The organism is Micromonospora sp. CNZ322 (assembly GCF_007827755.1).
Map to the genome: position 1 here is coordinate 13,828 of NZ_VITD01000018.1, position 16,001 is coordinate 29,828.

14 protein-coding genes are annotated in these 16,001 nt (G+C 70.8%); 10 read left to right on the forward strand and 4 right to left on the reverse strand.

Translation table 11 applies throughout. The features are described from left to right. Positions 1–89 precede the first annotated feature (89 nt). The 5 genes from yajC to FB453_RS29805 all read left to right on the forward strand — a co-directional run bounded on the left by yajC (position 90) and on the right by FB453_RS29805 (position 7,204). A complete protein-coding gene (gene yajC, locus FB453_RS29785; protein WP_145795541.1) occupies positions 90–446 on the forward strand; it encodes a preprotein translocase subunit YajC in 357 nt (118 codons plus the stop codon). 278 nt (positions 447–724) lie between these two features. Then, positions 725–2,638: a protein translocase subunit SecD gene (gene secD / locus FB453_RS29790; RefSeq protein ID WP_186718632.1), complete on the forward strand. Its 1,914-nt coding sequence runs from the start codon at positions 725–727 to the stop codon at positions 2,636–2,638. A gap of 1 nt (position 2,639) precedes the next feature. After that, positions 2,640–3,839 carry a protein translocase subunit SecF gene (gene secF / locus FB453_RS29795; protein ID WP_145795543.1) on the forward strand — a complete coding sequence of 400 codons (1,200 nt, stop codon included), beginning with the start codon at positions 2,640–2,642 and terminating at the stop codon, positions 3,837–3,839. A gap of 78 nt (positions 3,840–3,917) precedes the next feature. Further along, the gene (locus tag FB453_RS29800) at positions 3,918–4,484 is read left to right on the forward strand and encodes an adenine phosphoribosyltransferase (protein ID WP_112584551.1); all 567 of its coding nucleotides are present in this window, start codon (positions 3,918–3,920) and stop codon (positions 4,482–4,484) included. 197 nt (positions 4,485–4,681) lie between these two features. Then, positions 4,682–7,204, forward strand: coding sequence for a RelA/SpoT family protein (locus FB453_RS29805; protein WP_145795545.1), 2,523 nt, complete (start codon positions 4,682–4,684; stop codon positions 7,202–7,204). Between the two features lie 97 nt (positions 7,205–7,301). Here the strand turns inward: FB453_RS29805 and FB453_RS29810 are convergent, their stop codons facing one another. Together FB453_RS29810 and FB453_RS29815 are read right to left on the reverse strand one after the other, a co-directional pair. Beyond that, complete coding sequence (locus tag FB453_RS29810; RefSeq protein ID WP_145795547.1) at positions 7,302–8,144, reverse strand: peptidylprolyl isomerase; 843 nt, start codon at positions 8,142–8,144, stop codon at positions 7,302–7,304. Positions 8,145–8,203: 59 nt separating this feature from the next. Further along, entirely contained in the window at positions 8,204–9,088 is an 885-nt protein-coding gene (locus FB453_RS29815) for a peptidylprolyl isomerase (protein ID WP_145795549.1), read from the reverse strand. A 270-nt stretch (positions 9,089–9,358) separates the two neighbouring features. On the opposite strand from FB453_RS29815, the gene FB453_RS29820 reads away from it, so the two are divergent. The 3 genes from FB453_RS29820 (at position 9,359) to FB453_RS29830 (ending at position 12,484) form a co-directional block, all read left to right on the forward strand. Further along, positions 9,359–10,069, forward strand: coding sequence for an MBL fold metallo-hydrolase (locus FB453_RS29820; RefSeq protein WP_091401834.1), 711 nt, complete (start codon positions 9,359–9,361; stop codon positions 10,067–10,069). 73 nt (positions 10,070–10,142) lie between these two features. Further along, positions 10,143–11,471 (forward strand): histidine--tRNA ligase, encoded by a 1,329-nt coding sequence (gene hisS, locus FB453_RS29825; RefSeq protein ID WP_145795551.1) that lies wholly within the window; start codon positions 10,143–10,145, stop codon positions 11,469–11,471. Positions 11,472–11,542: 71 nt separating this feature from the next. Next, on the forward strand, positions 11,543–12,484 hold the full coding sequence (locus FB453_RS29830) for an acyl-ACP desaturase (protein ID WP_181518646.1): 942 nt from the start codon (positions 11,543–11,545) through the stop codon (positions 12,482–12,484). 123 nt (positions 12,485–12,607) lie between these two features. On the opposite strand, the gene FB453_RS29835 is transcribed toward FB453_RS29830, so the two are convergent. Beyond that, the gene (locus FB453_RS29835; protein ID WP_145795553.1) at positions 12,608–13,114 is read right to left on the reverse strand and encodes a PaaI family thioesterase; all 507 of its coding nucleotides are present in this window, start codon (positions 13,112–13,114) and stop codon (positions 12,608–12,610) included. Between the two features lie 55 nt (positions 13,115–13,169). On the opposite strand from FB453_RS29835, the gene FB453_RS29840 reads away from it, so the two are divergent. Next, complete coding sequence (locus tag FB453_RS29840; RefSeq protein ID WP_112677957.1) at positions 13,170–13,646, forward strand: winged helix-turn-helix transcriptional regulator; 477 nt, start codon at positions 13,170–13,172, stop codon at positions 13,644–13,646. 336 nt (positions 13,647–13,982) lie between these two features. Beyond that, positions 13,983–15,029 (forward strand): S1 family peptidase, encoded by a 1,047-nt coding sequence (locus FB453_RS29845; protein WP_091401842.1) that lies wholly within the window; start codon positions 13,983–13,985, stop codon positions 15,027–15,029. Positions 15,030–15,113: 84 nt separating this feature from the next. On the opposite strand, the gene FB453_RS29850 is transcribed toward FB453_RS29845, so the two are convergent. After that, positions 15,114–15,848: a DUF998 domain-containing protein gene (locus FB453_RS29850; RefSeq protein ID WP_091401843.1), complete on the reverse strand. Its 735-nt coding sequence runs from the start codon at positions 15,846–15,848 to the stop codon at positions 15,114–15,116. Between the last annotated feature and the right edge of the window lie 153 nt (positions 15,849–16,001).

A 16,001-nucleotide genomic window follows, 5' to 3' on the forward strand; every position in this document is an offset into this window, starting at 1 on the left:
CAGGTGCAGGGTTTAGACTTCGCCGCGGTCTGTACAGGACGTGAGAATCCGCCTCCGCTCCGGCACCCACGGTGCCGGGGAGGTGGCCAATGGGAAGGTCAGTAACCGTGCATTTGGCAGCACCGGGTGGCGGGGCCGGCAGTTTCACGCCGATCCTGATGATCGCCCTGCTCTTTGGCGTCATGTACTTCATGATGATCCGGCCCCAGCAGAAGCGCCGCAAAGAGGCGGAGGCGATGCAGTCCAACCTCGGCCCCGGCGACGAGGTCGTGACCATCGGTGGGCTCTACGGCACGGTCACCGGCATCGAGGACGACACCGTCCTGATCGAGGTCGCGCCGGGCGTGCAGACCCGCTACGCCCGCCCGGCCATCGCGCGGGTGGTCACTCGCGCGGAGCTGCCGAGCGAGCCGGTCACCGAGGACGCGGACACCGCCAAGGACTGACCCGTCCCCTCGGGAGCGGCGAGTCCGGCGTACGGCCGGTCGGCCGGCTTCCGGGTCGTCGCGCCCGAACGGGGCAGCGGGCGAGACGTGAAAACTGGATAGTTGGGTCGACGCCGGGCGTCGGCACGTTCCCGTGACCGTCGGCGTTCCGCGCCGGGGTGCCCGGTCCTCGTGTCGGCATTCCGTCGGCTCAAGGCAGACCCCGTCGGGCGGGACCCCCGGCCCGACACCGCCGCCGCTGCGACAGCGGCGCGACCGTACAGGGAGACAGGACAGCCGTGGCACCACCTCAGGGACAGATGCGCCCCGGGCGGCAGCTCGCCGTGCTCGGGTTCATCTTCGTGGTCCTCTATCTTTTGGTGTTCTTCGCTGGCGCCAGCGGCAGCTGGAAGGACCGGCTCGAGCCCAAGCTCGGCCTGGACCTCATCGGCGGCACGCGGGTGACACTCGAGGCGACCAACAGCGTCGACGGCAAGCCCCCGACGGCGGAGAACCTCGAGGAGGCCCGCGAGATCATCGAGAGCCGGGTCAACGCGTTCGGCGTGGCCGAGGCCGAGGTGGTCACCGAGGGCAACCGCAACATCGTCATCTCCCTGCCCGGTGAGAACCGGAACCTCGACGATGTGGGCGAAGCGGCTGAGCTGCGCTTCCGCAAGGTGCTCAAGGCCGCCTCCGGCAGCGGGGTGGCCGAGGCGCCGCCCGCCGCCACGCCGGCCCCGTCCGGTAGCGCCGCCCCGACCGGCAGCGCGACCCCGTCCGGCGCCGCGACCCCGACGGGCAGCGCCTCGCCGAAGGTGACCTCGTCGCCCAGCGGCGGTCAGGGCGGAATGGCCCCGGCGTCGCCCAGCGCCACGCCGACTCCCTCTGCGTCCGCCACGGCCTCGCCGAGCGCCGCCGCGCCCAGCGCCAGCGCCGAGCCGGTGCCGGCCAATGTCGAGCAGCAGCGCAAGGTCGTCGAGCAGAAGGTCGGTGCCGCCGCGTGGCAGGCCGCCAACGGGTTGCAGGCCCCGGCCGATCTGACCGCCGACCCGTCGCTGGCCGAGAAGCTCAAGCCGTTCGGCACGCTGTCTCCGCAGGAGGTAGCGGTGCTGCCGGCGCAGATGCAGTTCAACGTGCCGACGATCAGCTGCGCGCAGCTCGACCAGCGCCCCCCGGCGTCGATCTCCGACCCGAAGCAGCAGGTGGTCTCCTGCGAGGACGGCGCGTCGAAGTACCTGCTCGACCAGGCCAAGGTCGAGGGCACCGACGTGTCCGACGCCGACGCGGTGCTCGACCAGACCAACGCCTGGGTGGTCAGCCTGGACTTCACCGGCGACGGCCAGGGCAAGTGGACCTCGCTGACCCGTGAGGCGTTCAACAACGAGGGCCAGGCCTGCGACGCGACCGCGCTGGGCCAGGACGGCAAGTGCCGGGTGGCCGTCGTGCTGGACAACAAGATCGTCTCCTCCCCGGAGATCCAGGGCGTGCTGACCGGCAACTCCCAGATCACCGGCACCTTCACCCAGAAGGACGCCAGCACCCTCGCCGGTCAGCTCCGCTACGGTGCGCTGCCGGTTACCTTCGAGCAGCAGGAGGCGCAGAACGTCACCGCCACGCTGGGCGCCAGCCACCTGCGCGCCGGTCTGCTCGCGGCGGGCATCGGCATGCTGCTGGTCATCATCTACGCGTTCTTCTACTACCGGCTGCTCGGCTCGGTGATCTTCCTGAGCCTCATCCTCTCCGCGCTGCTGGTCTTCGGCGCGCTGGTGGTGCTCGGCCGGCAGATCGGCTTCACGCTCACCCTCGCCGGCATCGCCGGCATGATCGTCTCGCTCGGTGTGGCGGCGGACTCGTTCGTCATCTACTTCGAACGACTGAAGGACGAGATCCGGGAGGGGCGCAGCCCGCGTAGCGCGGTGCCCCGCGCCTGGATCCGGGCCCGTCGGACGATCATCTCGGCCAACGCGATCACCCTGCTCTCCGCAGTGGTGCTCTACGTGGTCTCGGTCGGCACGGTCAAGGGCTTCGCGTTCGCGCTCGGCCTGGCCACGGTGCTGGACCTGGTCGTGGTGTTCCTCTTCCGGCACCCGATCATGACGATGTTCGCCCGGACCCGGGCGTTCCTGTCCCCGCGGGTCAGCGGTCTGGGCCGGGCACTCCCGGCCCGCAACCAGCCGACTCAGCCCCGCAACCCGCGCGCCAAGGAGGCCTGAGATGGCTGAAAACGGTCTGGCGAGCCGCCTCTACAACGGCGAGGCTGGTCTCAACATCGTCGGCCGGCGCAAGCTCTGGTTCGGCGTCGCCGGGGTCCTGGTCCTGATCGCGATCCTCAGCTTCTCGATCCGTGGGTTCAGCCTGGGCATCGAGTTCGCCGGCGGTAACTCGTTCCAGGTGCCGGCCAGCGTCGGCACCCTGGACGACGCCGAGCGGGAGGTCAACTCGGCCCTCGCAGCCGAGAACACCGGCGTCACGGTGGCCACCACGCAGAAGGTCGGCGGTCCGGGGGGCGACTCCTACGAGCTGCGCACGCCGCAGCTCACCGCCGAGCAGGCGACCGCGGTCAAGGCCCAGATCGCCGAGGACCTCGGCATCAACGTCGACCAGATCAGCGACAACCAGGTCAGTGAGGCCTGGGGCAGCCAGGTGACCGAGCGGGCCCTGCTCGGTCTGGTCATCTTCATCGCGCTGGTGATGGTCTACCTGATCCTGCGCTTCGAGTGGCGGATGGCCGTCGCCGCGGTCGCCTCGCTGATCACGAACCTGATCCTCACCGCCGGCATCTACTCGCTGGTCGGCTTCGAGGTCACCCCGTCGACGATCATCGGCTTCCTCACCATTCTGGGCTTCGCGCTCTACGACGTGGTGGTGGTCTTCGACAAGGTCCAGGAGAACACCCGGGGCATCACGGCCAACAACAACCAGACGTACGCCGAGGCGTCCAACCTGGCCATCAACCAGAGCCTGATGCGGTCGTTGAACACCTCGGTGGTCGCCCTGCTGCCGGTCGGCGGTCTGCTCTTCATCGGTGCCGGCCTGCTCGGCGCCGGCACGCTGAAGGACCTCGGTCTGGTGCTGTTCGTCGGTATGGCGGTGGCGTTCCTGACCTCCATCCTGGTGGCCACCCCGCTGCTGGCGCTGTTGAAGAACTACGACCCGCGGATCCAGGCGCACAACAAGCGCGTCCTGACCCGGCGGGGCGCGGTTGGCCGCGGCGAGGTCACCGGCAAGGGTGCTGCCGCGAGCCCGGTGACCCAGGCCGACGCGACCGACGAGCCGGTCGACCCGGACGCCGCCGCGCTGGCCGGTGCCGCCCCCAAGGTGGGCGCTCGGCCGGCGGGCAAGCGGCCCACCGGTGCCCGGGGCGGTCGCCCGGGTGGCGGCGGCAACCGGCCGGGTGGCGCCAAGCGGCGCTGACCCGACAGGAAACACCCGAACGGCGTCCGGCATGCTGTTGCCGGACGCCGTTCGTCGTTGAAGGAGAGCGAAACAGCCGTGACGGAGACCCACAGCACCGCAGCGCGCGGGGACAGTGGCCCGGAGGTCGCCCGACTGGTCGCCAGTCGGGTGCTGGACGTGCCCGACTTCCCCAAGCCCGGCGTCATGTTCAAGGACCTGATGCCACTGTTCGCCGACGGCAAGGTCTTCCGTGAGGTGATCGACGGGATCGTCGAGTACCACGGGCGGGACGCCTTCGACGTGGTGGTCGGCATCGAGGCGCGCGGGTTCGTCGTCGCGGCGGCCATCGCGTACGCGACCGGCGTGGGTGTGGTGCCGGTGCGCAAGGCCGGCAAGCTGCCCCGCCCGGCGCACTCGGTGTCCTACGAGTTGGAGTACGGCGAGGCCACCCTCGAAGTGCACGAGGACGCCTTCACCGCCGGGCACCGGGTGCTGGTGGTCGACGACGTGCTGGCCACCGGTGGCACCGCCGAGGCGACGCTGGACCTGGTCGAGCGGGCCGGCGGCACCGTCACCGGCTTCACCGTGCTGCTGGAGCTCGGCTTCCTGGGTGGGCGTGAGCGACTGACGCCGCGTCCCGTCCACGCCCTGTTGACTGTTTGAACCGGTCCATACTCCGCTGACCGTTTGATCCCAGACCTGTCGGATGGACCCGGCGCCGACCGTCCGGCGGAGCGGCAGGGGACCGTCCGTGCGGGTAGCATTGCCCTTTGCTGACGCCGGCGGTACCCCGTCCGGCGAGCGAGACCAGGTCGGCCGATCTTCGGCCGGCGTGTTTCCGGCGAGCGGTGAGGAGGCCGGTGTCCCACGATGTCGTCCCTCCGGCGGAGGGCACGGTGCACCCGACAGGCGACGCTGACGGCTCGGTGACCGACCGGACAGGCGACGCGCCGGCCCGGGTGACGGGCACCGGCAACGGCTCCGGCAGGGCTCCCGGCGAGAGCGCGGTGCGTCCGACCAGCGGCCCGCCGAGCGCCGAGGCGCCTCCCGGCGCCGATGGTGTCGTGGTGCCGTTCCCGACCGACGCCGGCATCGACCCGTCGCCCAATGCTGGCTTCGGGTTGTCCAACGCGCCCACCGGCCGGCGGGTCCGGGCCCGGCTGGCCCGGTTCAACGCGCCCTGGCAGACCTCTCAGGTCAGCGAGGTGCTGGAGCCGCTCATCGCCAGCCACCGGGACAACCACCCCAAGGCGGACGCCCGGCTGCTCCAGCGCGCCTTCGACACGGCCGCGCGGTGGCACTCCGGGCAGTACCGCAAGTCCGGTGACCCCTACATCACCCACCCGCTCGCGGTGGCGACGATCCTCGGCAACCTGGGGATGGACACCACCACGCTGGTCGCCGCGCTGCTGCACGACACCATCGAGGACACCGAGTACACCCTCGACCAGATGCGCGCCGACTTCGGTGGCGAGGTCGCCCTGCTGGTCGACGGCGTCACCAAGCTCGACAAGGTCAAGCTGGGTGACGCGGCCAAGGCCGAGACGATCCGCAAGATGGTCGTGGCCATGGCCAAGGACCCGCGGGTGCTGGTGATCAAGCTGGCCGACCGGCTGCACAACATGCGGACCCTGACCTTCCTGCCCCGCCCCAAGCAGGAGCAGAAGGCCAAGGAGACGCTGGAGATCCTGGCGCCGCTGGCGCACCGGCTCGGTATGAACACGATCAAGTGGGAGCTGGAGGATCTGTCCTTCGGCACGCTGTTCCCGAAGCGCTACGAGGAGATCAACCGGCTGATCGGGGAGCACCAGCCGCAGCGCGAGGCGCTGTTGCGGCAGGTGACGCAGAAGGTGCAGACCGACCTGAAGGCCGCCAAGATCAAGGCGGAGACCACCGGGCGGCCGAAGCACCTCTACTCGATCTACCAGAAGATGATCGTGCGGGGCCGCGACTTCAACGACATCTACGACCTGGTGGGTGTGCGGATCCTGGTCGACACGGTTCGCGACTGCTACGCGGCGCTGGGGGTCATCCACGCCAACTGGCAGCCGGTGCCGGGCCGGTTCAAGGACTACATCGCGATGCCCAAGTTCAACATGTACCAGTCGTTGCACACGACGGTCATCGGGCCCACCGGCAAGCCGGTGGAGATGCAGATCCGCACGTACGCGATGCACCGCACCGCGGAGTTCGGCATCGCCGCGCACTGGAAGTACAAGGAGCACAAGGGCACGCAGATCGTCGGCCCGCCGGCGCACATCGACGAGATGACCTGGCTGCGGCAGTTGCTCGACTGGCAGCGTGAGGCGGCCGACCCGAGCGAGTTCCTGGACGCGCTGCGTTTCGACCTGTCCAGCCAGGAGGTGTACGTCTTCACCCCGAAGGGTGACGTCATCCCGCTGCCGACCGGGTCGACACCTGTGGACTTCGCGTACGCGGTGCACACCGAGGTGGGGCACAAGTGCATCGGGGCGCGGGTCAACGGCAAGCTGGTGCCGTTGGAGTCGACGCTGTCCAACGGCGACGTGATCGAGATCTTCACGTCGAAGTCCGAGACGGCCGGCCCGACGCAGGACTGGCTGGGCTTCGTCAAGAGCCCGCGCGCCCGCACGAAGATCCGGCAGTACTTCAACAAGGAGCGGCGCGAGGAGGCGATCGAGGCCGGCAAGGACGCGATCGTCAAGGCGATGCGCAAGCAGGGCATGCCCCTGCAGCGGATGCTCACCTCCGACGCGCTCATGTCGATCGCCCGGGACCTGCACCTGGCCGATGTGGCCTCCCTCTACGCGGCGGTCGGCGACAGCCAGGTCTCCGCGCAGTCGGTGGTGCAGAAGCTGATGGCCGCGTACGGCGGCGAGGAGGGCGCGGCGGAGGACATCGCCGAGACCGCCGTCGCCACCCGGCCGCCGCGCAGCCGGCAGAGCAGCAGCGACCCGGGCGTGGTGGTCCGGGGCGTCAGCGACGTCTGGATCAAGCTGGCCCGCTGCTGCACACCGGTCCCACCGGACTCGGTGTTCGGCTTCGTCACCCGCTCCGGCGGGGTGAGCGTGCACCGCGACGACTGCGCCAACGCCGAGGACCTGCGCGCGCAGAGCGAGCGGGTCGTCGAGGTGAGTTGGAAGCTCACCTCCGCGTCGACGTTCCTGGTCGCCATACAGGTCGAGGCCCTGGACCGGCACAAGCTGCTGGCCGACGTCACCCGGGTGCTCTCCGACGAGCGGGTCAACATCCTCTCCGCCACCGTCACCACCACCCGCGACCGGGTGGCGGTGAGCCGGTTCAGCTTCGAGATGGCCGACCCGAAGCACCTGGGCCACCTGCTGGCCACGGTCCGCAAGGTCGATGGCGTCTTCGACGCCTACCGGGTCACCTCCGGGGCCTGACGCCCACCGGCTCGGTTCCGCGGCTCGACGCGTACCCCGAGAACGCGACAGCGCCCGCCGGCTCAGCCGGCGGGCGCTTCGTCGTGCGCGCGGGGGGTCAGCCCTGCGGGTTGCTCATCGTGAGGTCCTTGATGATGAGCTCCTTCTTCGGGTGCCCACCACCGGGCTGCGGGGCGAAGGCAGCGTCGTCGCCGGCCTTGGCCACGTCCTTGACGATGTCCAGACCGCCGGTGACGGTGCCGAGCACCGTGTACGTCGCGTCCAGCGGCGAGTCGCCGTAGACGATGAAGAACTGGCTGCCGGTGCTGCCCGGCTGGCCGGAGTTGGCCATCGCGATGACACCCTCCGGGTACGGCGGGCGCTTGTCGGTGGGCAGGTTCTCCTCGGGCAGGCGGTAACTCGGGCCGCCCTGGCCGTCGGTGGGGCGCCAGCCGTTGCCGGTGGCGCTGGGGTCACCGCACTGCAACACCTTGATGCCCTCGGTCACCATCCGGTGGCACTTGGTGTTGTCGAAGAAGTTCTTCTCCGCGAGGTAGGTGAAGCTGCCCGCCGTGCACGGCACCAGCGACCGGTCGACCTTGGCGGTGATCGGGCCGAGGTTGGTGTCGAGCGTCATGGTCTGGACGCCCTTGGCGGACTGCTCGTTGCTCGGCACCCCCACGTCCTTGATCTGCGGGGGGCGCTGCTCGGTGGGCAGCGCGGTGTACGCGCACTCGGCCGCGCCCGCCGCCGGCGCGGCGGTGTCGCTCTTGTTGTCGTCGTCGCCGCCGAGGCTCACCGCCAGCCAGACGGTGCCGGCGACCACGAGCACCAGCGCGGCAGCCGCGCTGACGATCGCCGTCGTCTGCCGGCGCTTGCGGGCCTTGGCCGCGCGCTCGGCCATCTCCTTCTCGAGCCGGGCGCGTGCCGCCGCGCGCTGCCGCTCTCTGGTGGACGTCACGCCTGGATCCTCCTGGCTGTCTGCTGCTGGGTGCCGCTTGGGTGGATGGTGGCGCCCGGTCAGCCGGCGCTCGGGCTGCTGGCCGGGGTGCCGGAGGCCGAGGGAGCCGGTGCCGCACCGGTGACCGGCTCACCGACCGTGAGGCTCTGGATCGTCACATCGGTGCTGGGCTTGACCTTCGCCCCGGTCCCATTGTCCACGGTCGGGAGGGCGCCGATCTTCTCCACCACGTCCAGCCCGCCGGTCACCCGGCCGATGACCGGGTACTTCGGGTCGGCGGTGGTGAAGTCCTTGAAGAAGATCAGGAACTGGCTGCCGTTGCTGCCCGGCGGGTTGGAGACCATGGTCACCGTGCCCTTCGGGTACGTCGGCGGCTGGCCGGGGGCCGGACTGGCCGACGGTGACGCCGACGGCACGGTCGGCAGCTCCTCGTCGTAGAACGAGTAGGCCGGCCCACCAAGGCCCGTGCCGCTGGGATCGCCGCAGCGCAGCGCGCCCTCGGCGGTGATCTCGTGGCACTTGGTGTTGTCGTAGAACGACCGGCTCGCCAGGTGGGCGATGCTCGCGGCCGCGCACGGGGAGTTGGTCAGGTTCAGTTCCGCGGTGATCGGCGCGCCCTGGTTGGTGGTCACGGTCATCGCCCGGGTGCCGTCGGTGGGCAGATCCTTGGTGGCCGGCGTGCCGACGTCCTTGAGGTTGGTGTTGGCCGTCGCGTCCTGCGGCGTCCAGAGGCAGGTCTCCTCCGCGGCCGTGTTCTGCTTCGGGTCGGAGTCGAACGCCCCGAGCGCCCAGGCTGAGCCGGCCACTACCAACACGAGGATCAGAGCGGCGCCAACTCCGGCCTGGATCTGCCGTCGGCGCCGCGTCGAGGCGGCCCGGCGAGCCAACTGCCGGTCGAGCTTGGCCCGCGCCAGTTTGCGCTGCCGGTCCCTGCTGGAAGCCACCCGTGCTCCCCTTTCCTCTACCTGGTCGTCGCCGGCGGCCGGTCGCCCCGGCCCGTCCGGGCGTCACGTGTGCCGCGCCACACGCCCGCCAGAGTGTACGGCTAGTGACTGGGAATGTGGTGTACGAGGTCCACCCCGTGCCGAGCAGCGCTTATCGGAGGTTGTCACTGTGCCCTACGGGGCGCCTGGGACGGACGCGGCAAACTCGCTCGGCCCGCCCGATAGGCTGCTGTGCAGGACGACAGCTGCTCGACGGAAAGGACAGTGCCCGTGCTCGTGGCCGGCTTTCCCGCGGACGCCTTCGGCACCAACTGCTACGTGGTTGCCACCGCGCCGGGGGAGCAGTGCGTGGTGGTCGACCCTGGCATCGGGGTGCTCGACCAGCTCGACGCGCTGCTCGCCGAGCACCGCCTGCATCCGGCCGCCGTGCTGCTCACCCACGGGCACCTCGACCACACCTTCTCGGTCGCGCCGGTCTGCGGCGCGCGCGGCATCACCGCGTACGTGCACCCCGGTGACCGGGAGATGCTGGCCGACCCGTCCAAGGGCCTCTCGACCGACCTGACGTCGCTCTTCGGCGGCCGGCTGAGCTACACCGAGCCGGACGACGTGGCGGAGTTGACCGACGGCGCCACGCTCACGCTCGCCGGCCTGGAGATCGCCGTCGACCATGCCCCGGGCCATACCGGCGGGTCGGTGCTGTTCCGGCTGCCGGGCGCCGGGTCGAGCTGGGAGGCTGACGAGCTGTGCCTCTCCGGTGACGTCCTCTTCGCCGGGTCGATCGGCCGCACCGACCTGCCGGGCGGGAGCATGCCAGCCATGCTCACCAGCCTGCGCGACAAGATTCTTCCGCTGGCCGACGACACAGTCGTGCTGCCCGGTCACGGCCCCAGCACCACCATCGGCCGCGAGCGCGCCAGCAACCCGTACCTCATCGAGGTGGCTGGCACGTCGCCGGCCGCTCCCACCCGGGGCCTCTAGATCTTCTGTCCGCGCCGCGCGCGGACCCACGACACCACCGCGCCACCGGCGCGGAACCGCAAGGAGTACGCCGATGAGCAAGCCCACGCCCATCTCCGGCTTCCCGGAGTGGACCCCCGGCCAGCGGATGATCGAGCAGTTCGTGCTCGACAAGATCCGGGCCACCTTCGAGCTGTACGGCTTCGCGCCGCTGGAGACCCGCGCCGTGGAGCCACTGGACCAGCTGCTGCGCAAGGGCGAGACCTCGAAGGAGGTCTACGTGATCCGGCGGCTGCACGCCGACGCCGAGGGTGCCGGTGGTGACGACCAGCTCGGCCTGCACTTCGACCTGACCGTGCCGTTCGCCCGGTACGTGCTGGAGAACGCCGGCAAGCTCAGCTTCCCGTTCCGCCGCTACCAGATCCAGAAGGTGTGGCGGGGCGAGCGGCCGCAGGAGGGCCGCTACCGGGAGTTCGTCCAGGCCGACATCGACATCGTCGACCGGGACACCCTCGCCGCGCACCACGAGGCGGAGATGCCGCTGGTCATCGGGGACGCGCTGCGCTCGTTGCCGATCCCACCGGTGACGATCCAGGTCAACAACCGCAAGATCTGCGAGGGTTTCTACCGGGGCATCGGGCTGACCGACCCGGAGGCGACGCTGCGCGCCGTGGACAAGCTCGACAAGATCGGCCCGGCGAAGGTGGCCGAGCTGCTGGCCCAGACCGCCGGGGCGAGCGAGGCGCAGGCCAAGGCGTGCCTGGCGTTGGCCGAGATCTCCGCCCCGGACGCCTCGTTCGCCGACGCCGTCCGGGCGCTCGGGGTGAGTGACCCGCTGCTTGACGAGGGCATCGAGGAGCTGGTCCGCGTGGTGGACACGGCCGCTGAGCACTCGCCCGGCCTCTGCGTGGCGGACCTGCGCATCGCCCGTGGACTGGATTACTACACGGGCACCGTCTACGAGACCCAGCTGCGCGGCTACGAGCGCTTCGGTTCGATCTGCTCCGGCGGCCGGTACGACAACCTGGCCAGCGCCGGCACCGTCTCGTACCCGGGGGTGGGGATCTCGATCGGGGTGACCCGGCTGCTCGGTCTGCTCTTCGGCGCGGGGGAGCTGTCGGTCTCGCGGGAGGTGCCGACCGCCGTGCTCGTCGCGGTGACCAGCGAGGAGCACCGTACGGCCAGCAACCGGGTGGCCGAGGCGCTGCGGCGGCGCGGGGTGCCGACCGAGGTGTCGCCGAGCGCGGCGAAGTTCGGCAAGCAGATCCGCTACGCCGAGCGGCGGGGCATCCCGTACGTCTGGTTCCCCGGCGCCGAGGGAGCGCCGGACGAGGTGAAGGACATCCGCTCCGGTGAGCAGGTCACGGCCGGTGCGGGGGAGTGGATGCCACCCCTGGCGGACGTCAAGCCCACTGTCGGTTGAGTGTCCCCACTGGCGCTGACGGCCGCGGGGACCTACGGTAGCGTAAGTTACGCCACCGTAGGGAGTTTCTCGTGACCGTCAGCACCACAGTGAGCCAGACCGCGCTGCTCGTCGAGTTGGAGCCGGTTGTCGCACGCAACCTGGACCGCCACCTCTCGCTCGCCAAGGAGTGGTTCCCGCACGAGTACGTGCCGTGGAGCGAAGGGCGGACCTTCGACGGGCCGCTCGGCGGCGAGGCGTGGTCACCGACCGACTCCACCATCCCGGACGTGGCCCGCACGGCGCTGATCGTGAACCTGCTGACCGAGGACAACCTGCCCTCGTACCACCACGAGATCGCCACCCTGTTCGGTCGCGACGGCGCGTGGGGCACCTGGGTGCACCGGTGGACCGCCGAGGAGGGGCGGCACGGCGTCGCGATCCGCGACTACCTGACCGTCAGCCGGGCGGTCGACCCGGTGGCGTTGGAGCGGGCCCGGATGACGCACATGTCGGAGGGCTACACCAACGCCCACGGCGACGAGGTGCTGCACTCGCTGGCGTACGTCTCGTTCCAGGAGCTGGCCACCCGGATCTCGCACCGCAACACCGGCAAGGCCACCGGCGACCCCACCTGCGAGGCGCTGCTGGCCCGGGTGGCCGCCGACGAGAACCTGCACATGGTCTTCTACCGCAACCTGCTCGCGGCCGCGTTCGAGCTGGCTCCGAGCCAGGCCATGCGGGCCGTCGCCGACGTGGTGGCCGACTTCCAGATGCCGGGCAGCGGCATCGACGGGTTCGCCCGCAAGTCGGTGGCGATCGCCCTGGCCGGCATCTACGACCTGCGCCAGCACCGCGACGAGGTGCTGCAGCCGGTCCTGCGTCAGTGGGACGTTTTCAACGTGACCGGCCTCAACGCCGACGGCGAGGCCGCCCGCGAGCAGCTCGCCGCCCAGCTGGAGAACCTGGACCGCGCCGCGAGCCGCTTCGAGGAGAAGCGCGACGCCCGAGCCGCCCGCCTAGCCCTCCGCTGACCCACCCCCTTCCACCTCACCCACCCCCCCAGCCCTTGTTGATCATGAAGTTATTGCCACTCGTGACGGCGTGTCGGGGCGATAACTTCATGATCGACCCAAAGGAATGGGAGGGGGTCGGGGTTAGGGGAGGGGGAGGATCAGGCAGGTGCTGGTGGCGTGGGCTATCAGGCGGTCGGTGGCGTCGGTGATGCGGGCCTCGGCCAGGGCCGTGCGGCGGCCGCGTTGCAGCACCGTCCCCGCGCAGCGCAGGGTGCCGCTGTCGACGGTGACCGGGCGGAGGAACTTCACGTTGAGATCCAGCGAGGTGTAGCCGACGCCGGCGGGCAGGGTGGTGTGCACGGCGCACCCCGCGGCCGTGTCCAGCAGGGTCGAGAGCACGCCACCGTGGACGCTGCCGAGCGGGTTGTAATGGAACTCCTGTGGAGTCAGCTCGACGACGACCCGGCCCTCGTCGGCTTCCATCCGGGTCATGTCGAGAAGGTGCATCACCGGCGGCGCGGCCAGCTCGCCGGCGATCATCGCCCGGAGCATGTCCAGGCCGCTGCGTCGGCCGACCTGGGCGGCGTTGACCGACGGGTCCGCCCAGGTGAAGGTGCGGCTGCGCACTGGTTCCTGCGTCTGCGTCATGGACGCAGCCTGGCAGCAGGTTGCTGAGTCTGTCAACGAGATCTAGCCTGATCGGATGCGACCCGCGGCTCTGGACTGGTCAGTGGAGAACTGCACCATCGCCCGCGCGATGGAGGTCCTCGGTGAGCGGTGGACCCTGGTGGTGCTCCGCGAGGTGTTCACCGGCGTACGCCGCTTCGACGACATGCGGGTACGCACCGGTATTCCGCGTCAGGTGCTGACCAACCGGCTCGCCAGCCTGGTGGAACAGGGCGTGCTGAGTCGCGAGCCGTACCGGGAGCCCGGCAGTCGGCTGCGCCACGAGTACCGGCTCACGGAGAAGGGTCTGGATCTGTGGCCGGTGCTGGTCGCCGTCCTCGGTTGGGGCGACCGGTACCTCGCCGACGCGGAGGGCCCACCGCTCAGTGTCACGCACCGCGACTGTGGCGCCGAGGTACGCGCCGAACTGCGCTGCGCCGACGGGCACGACGTGGGTCGGCCCCGCGACGTGGTGCCCAGCCCGGGCCCCGGCGCCCGTCGCCGTACCCCCTGACCCGAGCCTGCCGCACCCCCGGACGTCCGTTGCCCGCCGCGCCCTGACGCCCCGTCGCCCGCCCGACGCCCGGCGCCGGAAGGCATCGATGATCGTGCGCGCCGAATGTGGACCGGATGTCGGTTGGTGTGACGGTGGCTGTTCACCAGCGTGTCAGGGGTGTTGCGGCGATGTGGCCAACCGAGATCGGTGAATCCGGGCGAATTCAAGCCTTGTTAATGATCTTAAGTATGTGAATACTTCAGTCTCAGCCGGCCGGTTTCCCCAGATCGGCCGCGTTGCCCTCGGGTCAGCCGCCCCCGGCAGACCCGCTCCCCCGCCCAGGAGGTTTGTTACATGCGACCCACGAGGTCCTCATTCCGCGTTGCGGCCACAGTCGCCGTTTCCGGAACCCTGGTCGTCGGCTCGCTCATCGGCGCGCCCGCCCAGGCCGCTCCTGCCGCGTCGCCCGACGCCGCCGCCGCGATCTCCGCGGAACTCGGCGACCGCTCCGCCGGCTCGTACATCGACGCCAGCGGCAAATCCGTCGTCACGGTGACCGACGCGGCCGCCGCCAGCAAGGCGAGCAAGGCCGGCGCCGTCGTCCGCTACGTCACCCGCGGTGCCGCCGAGCTCAACCGGGCCACCGCCGAGCTGGAGCGCTCCGCCAAGATCCCGGGCACCGCCTGGTGGAGTGACCCGGTCACCAACCAGGTTGTCGTCTCCGTCGACAGCACCGTCACCGGGGCCAAGCTGGAGCGGGTCAAGGCCGCCGCCGCGCGGGCCAACGGCGCGGTCCGGGTCGAGGCCGAGGCGGGCGTGCTGAGCACCCGGATCTCCGGCGGTCAGGCCATCTACGCCGGCGGGGGCGGGCGCTGCTCGCTCGGCTTCAACGTGCGCAGCGGCAGCACCTACTCCTTCGTGACGGCCGGGCACTGCACGAACATCTCGGCCAGCTGGTACTCGAACTCCGCCCAGACCTCGCTGCTCGGCACCCGTACCGGCACCAGCTTCCCGGGCAACGACTACGGCATCGTGCGGCACAACAACTCGGCCAACGCCGCCGGCAACGTCTCCCTCTACAACGGCAGCTTCCGGGACATCACCGGTGCCGGCAACGCCTCCGTCGGCCAGTCGGTGCAGCGCTCCGGCAGCACCACCGGCCTGCGCAGCGGCTCGGTGAACGCGACCAACGCCACTGTGAACTACGCCGAGGGCTCGGTCTCCGGTCTGATCCGCACCAACGTCTGCGCCGAGCCGGGCGACAGCGGCGGCTCGCTGTTCGCCGGCGGCACCGCCCTGGGTCTGACCTCCGGTGGTAGCGGCAACTGCCGCACCGGTGGCACGACCTACTTCCAGCCGGTCACCGAGGCGCTCAGCCGCTACGGCGTCAGCGTCTTCTGATCCACGCACCGCTCGCGGGCCGCCGGAACCTTCCGGCGGCCCGCGTCGCGTTGATGGCCACCGGACCCGCCGTCGCCGGGCGACTCACGGCAGCCGGTCGGGTCGCCCGGGGGTGGGCCCGCTCGGTGGTCCGAGGGGATCCGGGGGTACGACGCCGATCGTCGGCAGGTCCGGGCCGACGCGTACGGTGCCGCCGGTCGACCAGGCGAGGTGCGCCCGCCGGGCGGAGAGGACCGCCAACAGCGGCCAGAGGGAGACCGCCACCGCCGTCACCCGCTCGGCCAGCCCGGTGCGGGACCCACTGGTCACCTCGAACGCGCACCAGCCGAAGAGCGCGAGCAGCACGAGCGTGGTGCTCAGGCCCACCGCCCGGCGGAACGCCCAGGGCGGCTCCGGTCGAGTGGGGTGCTCAGTGTCGTGACCGCGCGGCAGCCGCAGTGCCGAGCCGGCCGGCCAGAGCACCAGGGCGAGGACGGCCACCGTCGCCGCGACGCCGTGGCTGAGCGAACCGCCGACCGGCGGCCGGGGAAAGGCGACCAGCGCGATGGTGGCCACACCACCGATCGCGAGCAGGAAGCGGCTGGGCAGCCCGGCCGCGTGTAGGACGGCGGCGACCGACAGGTAACAGCAGCCGAGCAGCACCAGGGCCACCACCATGATCCAGGCGTCGGTGGCGTCCTGTCCGGCCAGCTCGCTGATGGTGTCCCGGACCGGGTCGTACCCGACGGGCTGTCGGGCCTGCGCCACCGTCCAACCGGCCACCAGCAGCACGGGCGCCGCCGCCGCCGTGGCGACGGCCCAGTTCGGTACGGGCCGCATTTCGCCACGTTAACCGGTGCGGCTGCCGGGGGAGTCGGGTTCGCCGGTCCACCCCACCAGCGAATCGTGCCGGCCTGCCGGGTGCCCGGAGGCGGGGCTGCCACCCCTGACAGAATGCGGGTGAGGACTGTTCCACGATGAGGAGTTGCCAGC

What these genes read in the sequence shown, in the direction of transcription:
- yajC (WP_145795541.1), top strand. Translation starts at nt 90, where the DNA reads ATGGGAAGGTCAGTAACCGTGCATTTGGCAGCACCGGGTGGCGGGGCC.
- secF (WP_145795543.1), top strand. Translation starts at nt 2,640, where the DNA reads ATGGCTGAAAACGGTCTGGCGAGCCGCCTCTACAACGGCGAGGCTGGT.
- hisS (WP_145795551.1), top strand. Translation starts at nt 10,143, where the DNA reads ATGAGCAAGCCCACGCCCATCTCCGGCTTCCCGGAGTGGACCCCCGGC.
- FB453_RS29835 (WP_145795553.1), bottom strand. Translation starts at nt 13,114, where the DNA reads ATGACGCAGACGCAGGAACCAGTGCGCAGCCGCACCTTCACCTGGGCG.
- FB453_RS29840 (WP_112677957.1), top strand. Translation starts at nt 13,170, where the DNA reads ATGCGACCCGCGGCTCTGGACTGGTCAGTGGAGAACTGCACCATCGCC.
- FB453_RS29845 (WP_091401842.1), top strand. Translation starts at nt 13,983, where the DNA reads ATGCGACCCACGAGGTCCTCATTCCGCGTTGCGGCCACAGTCGCCGTT.
- FB453_RS29850 (WP_091401843.1), bottom strand. Translation starts at nt 15,848, where the DNA reads ATGCGGCCCGTACCGAACTGGGCCGTCGCCACGGCGGCGGCGGCGCCC.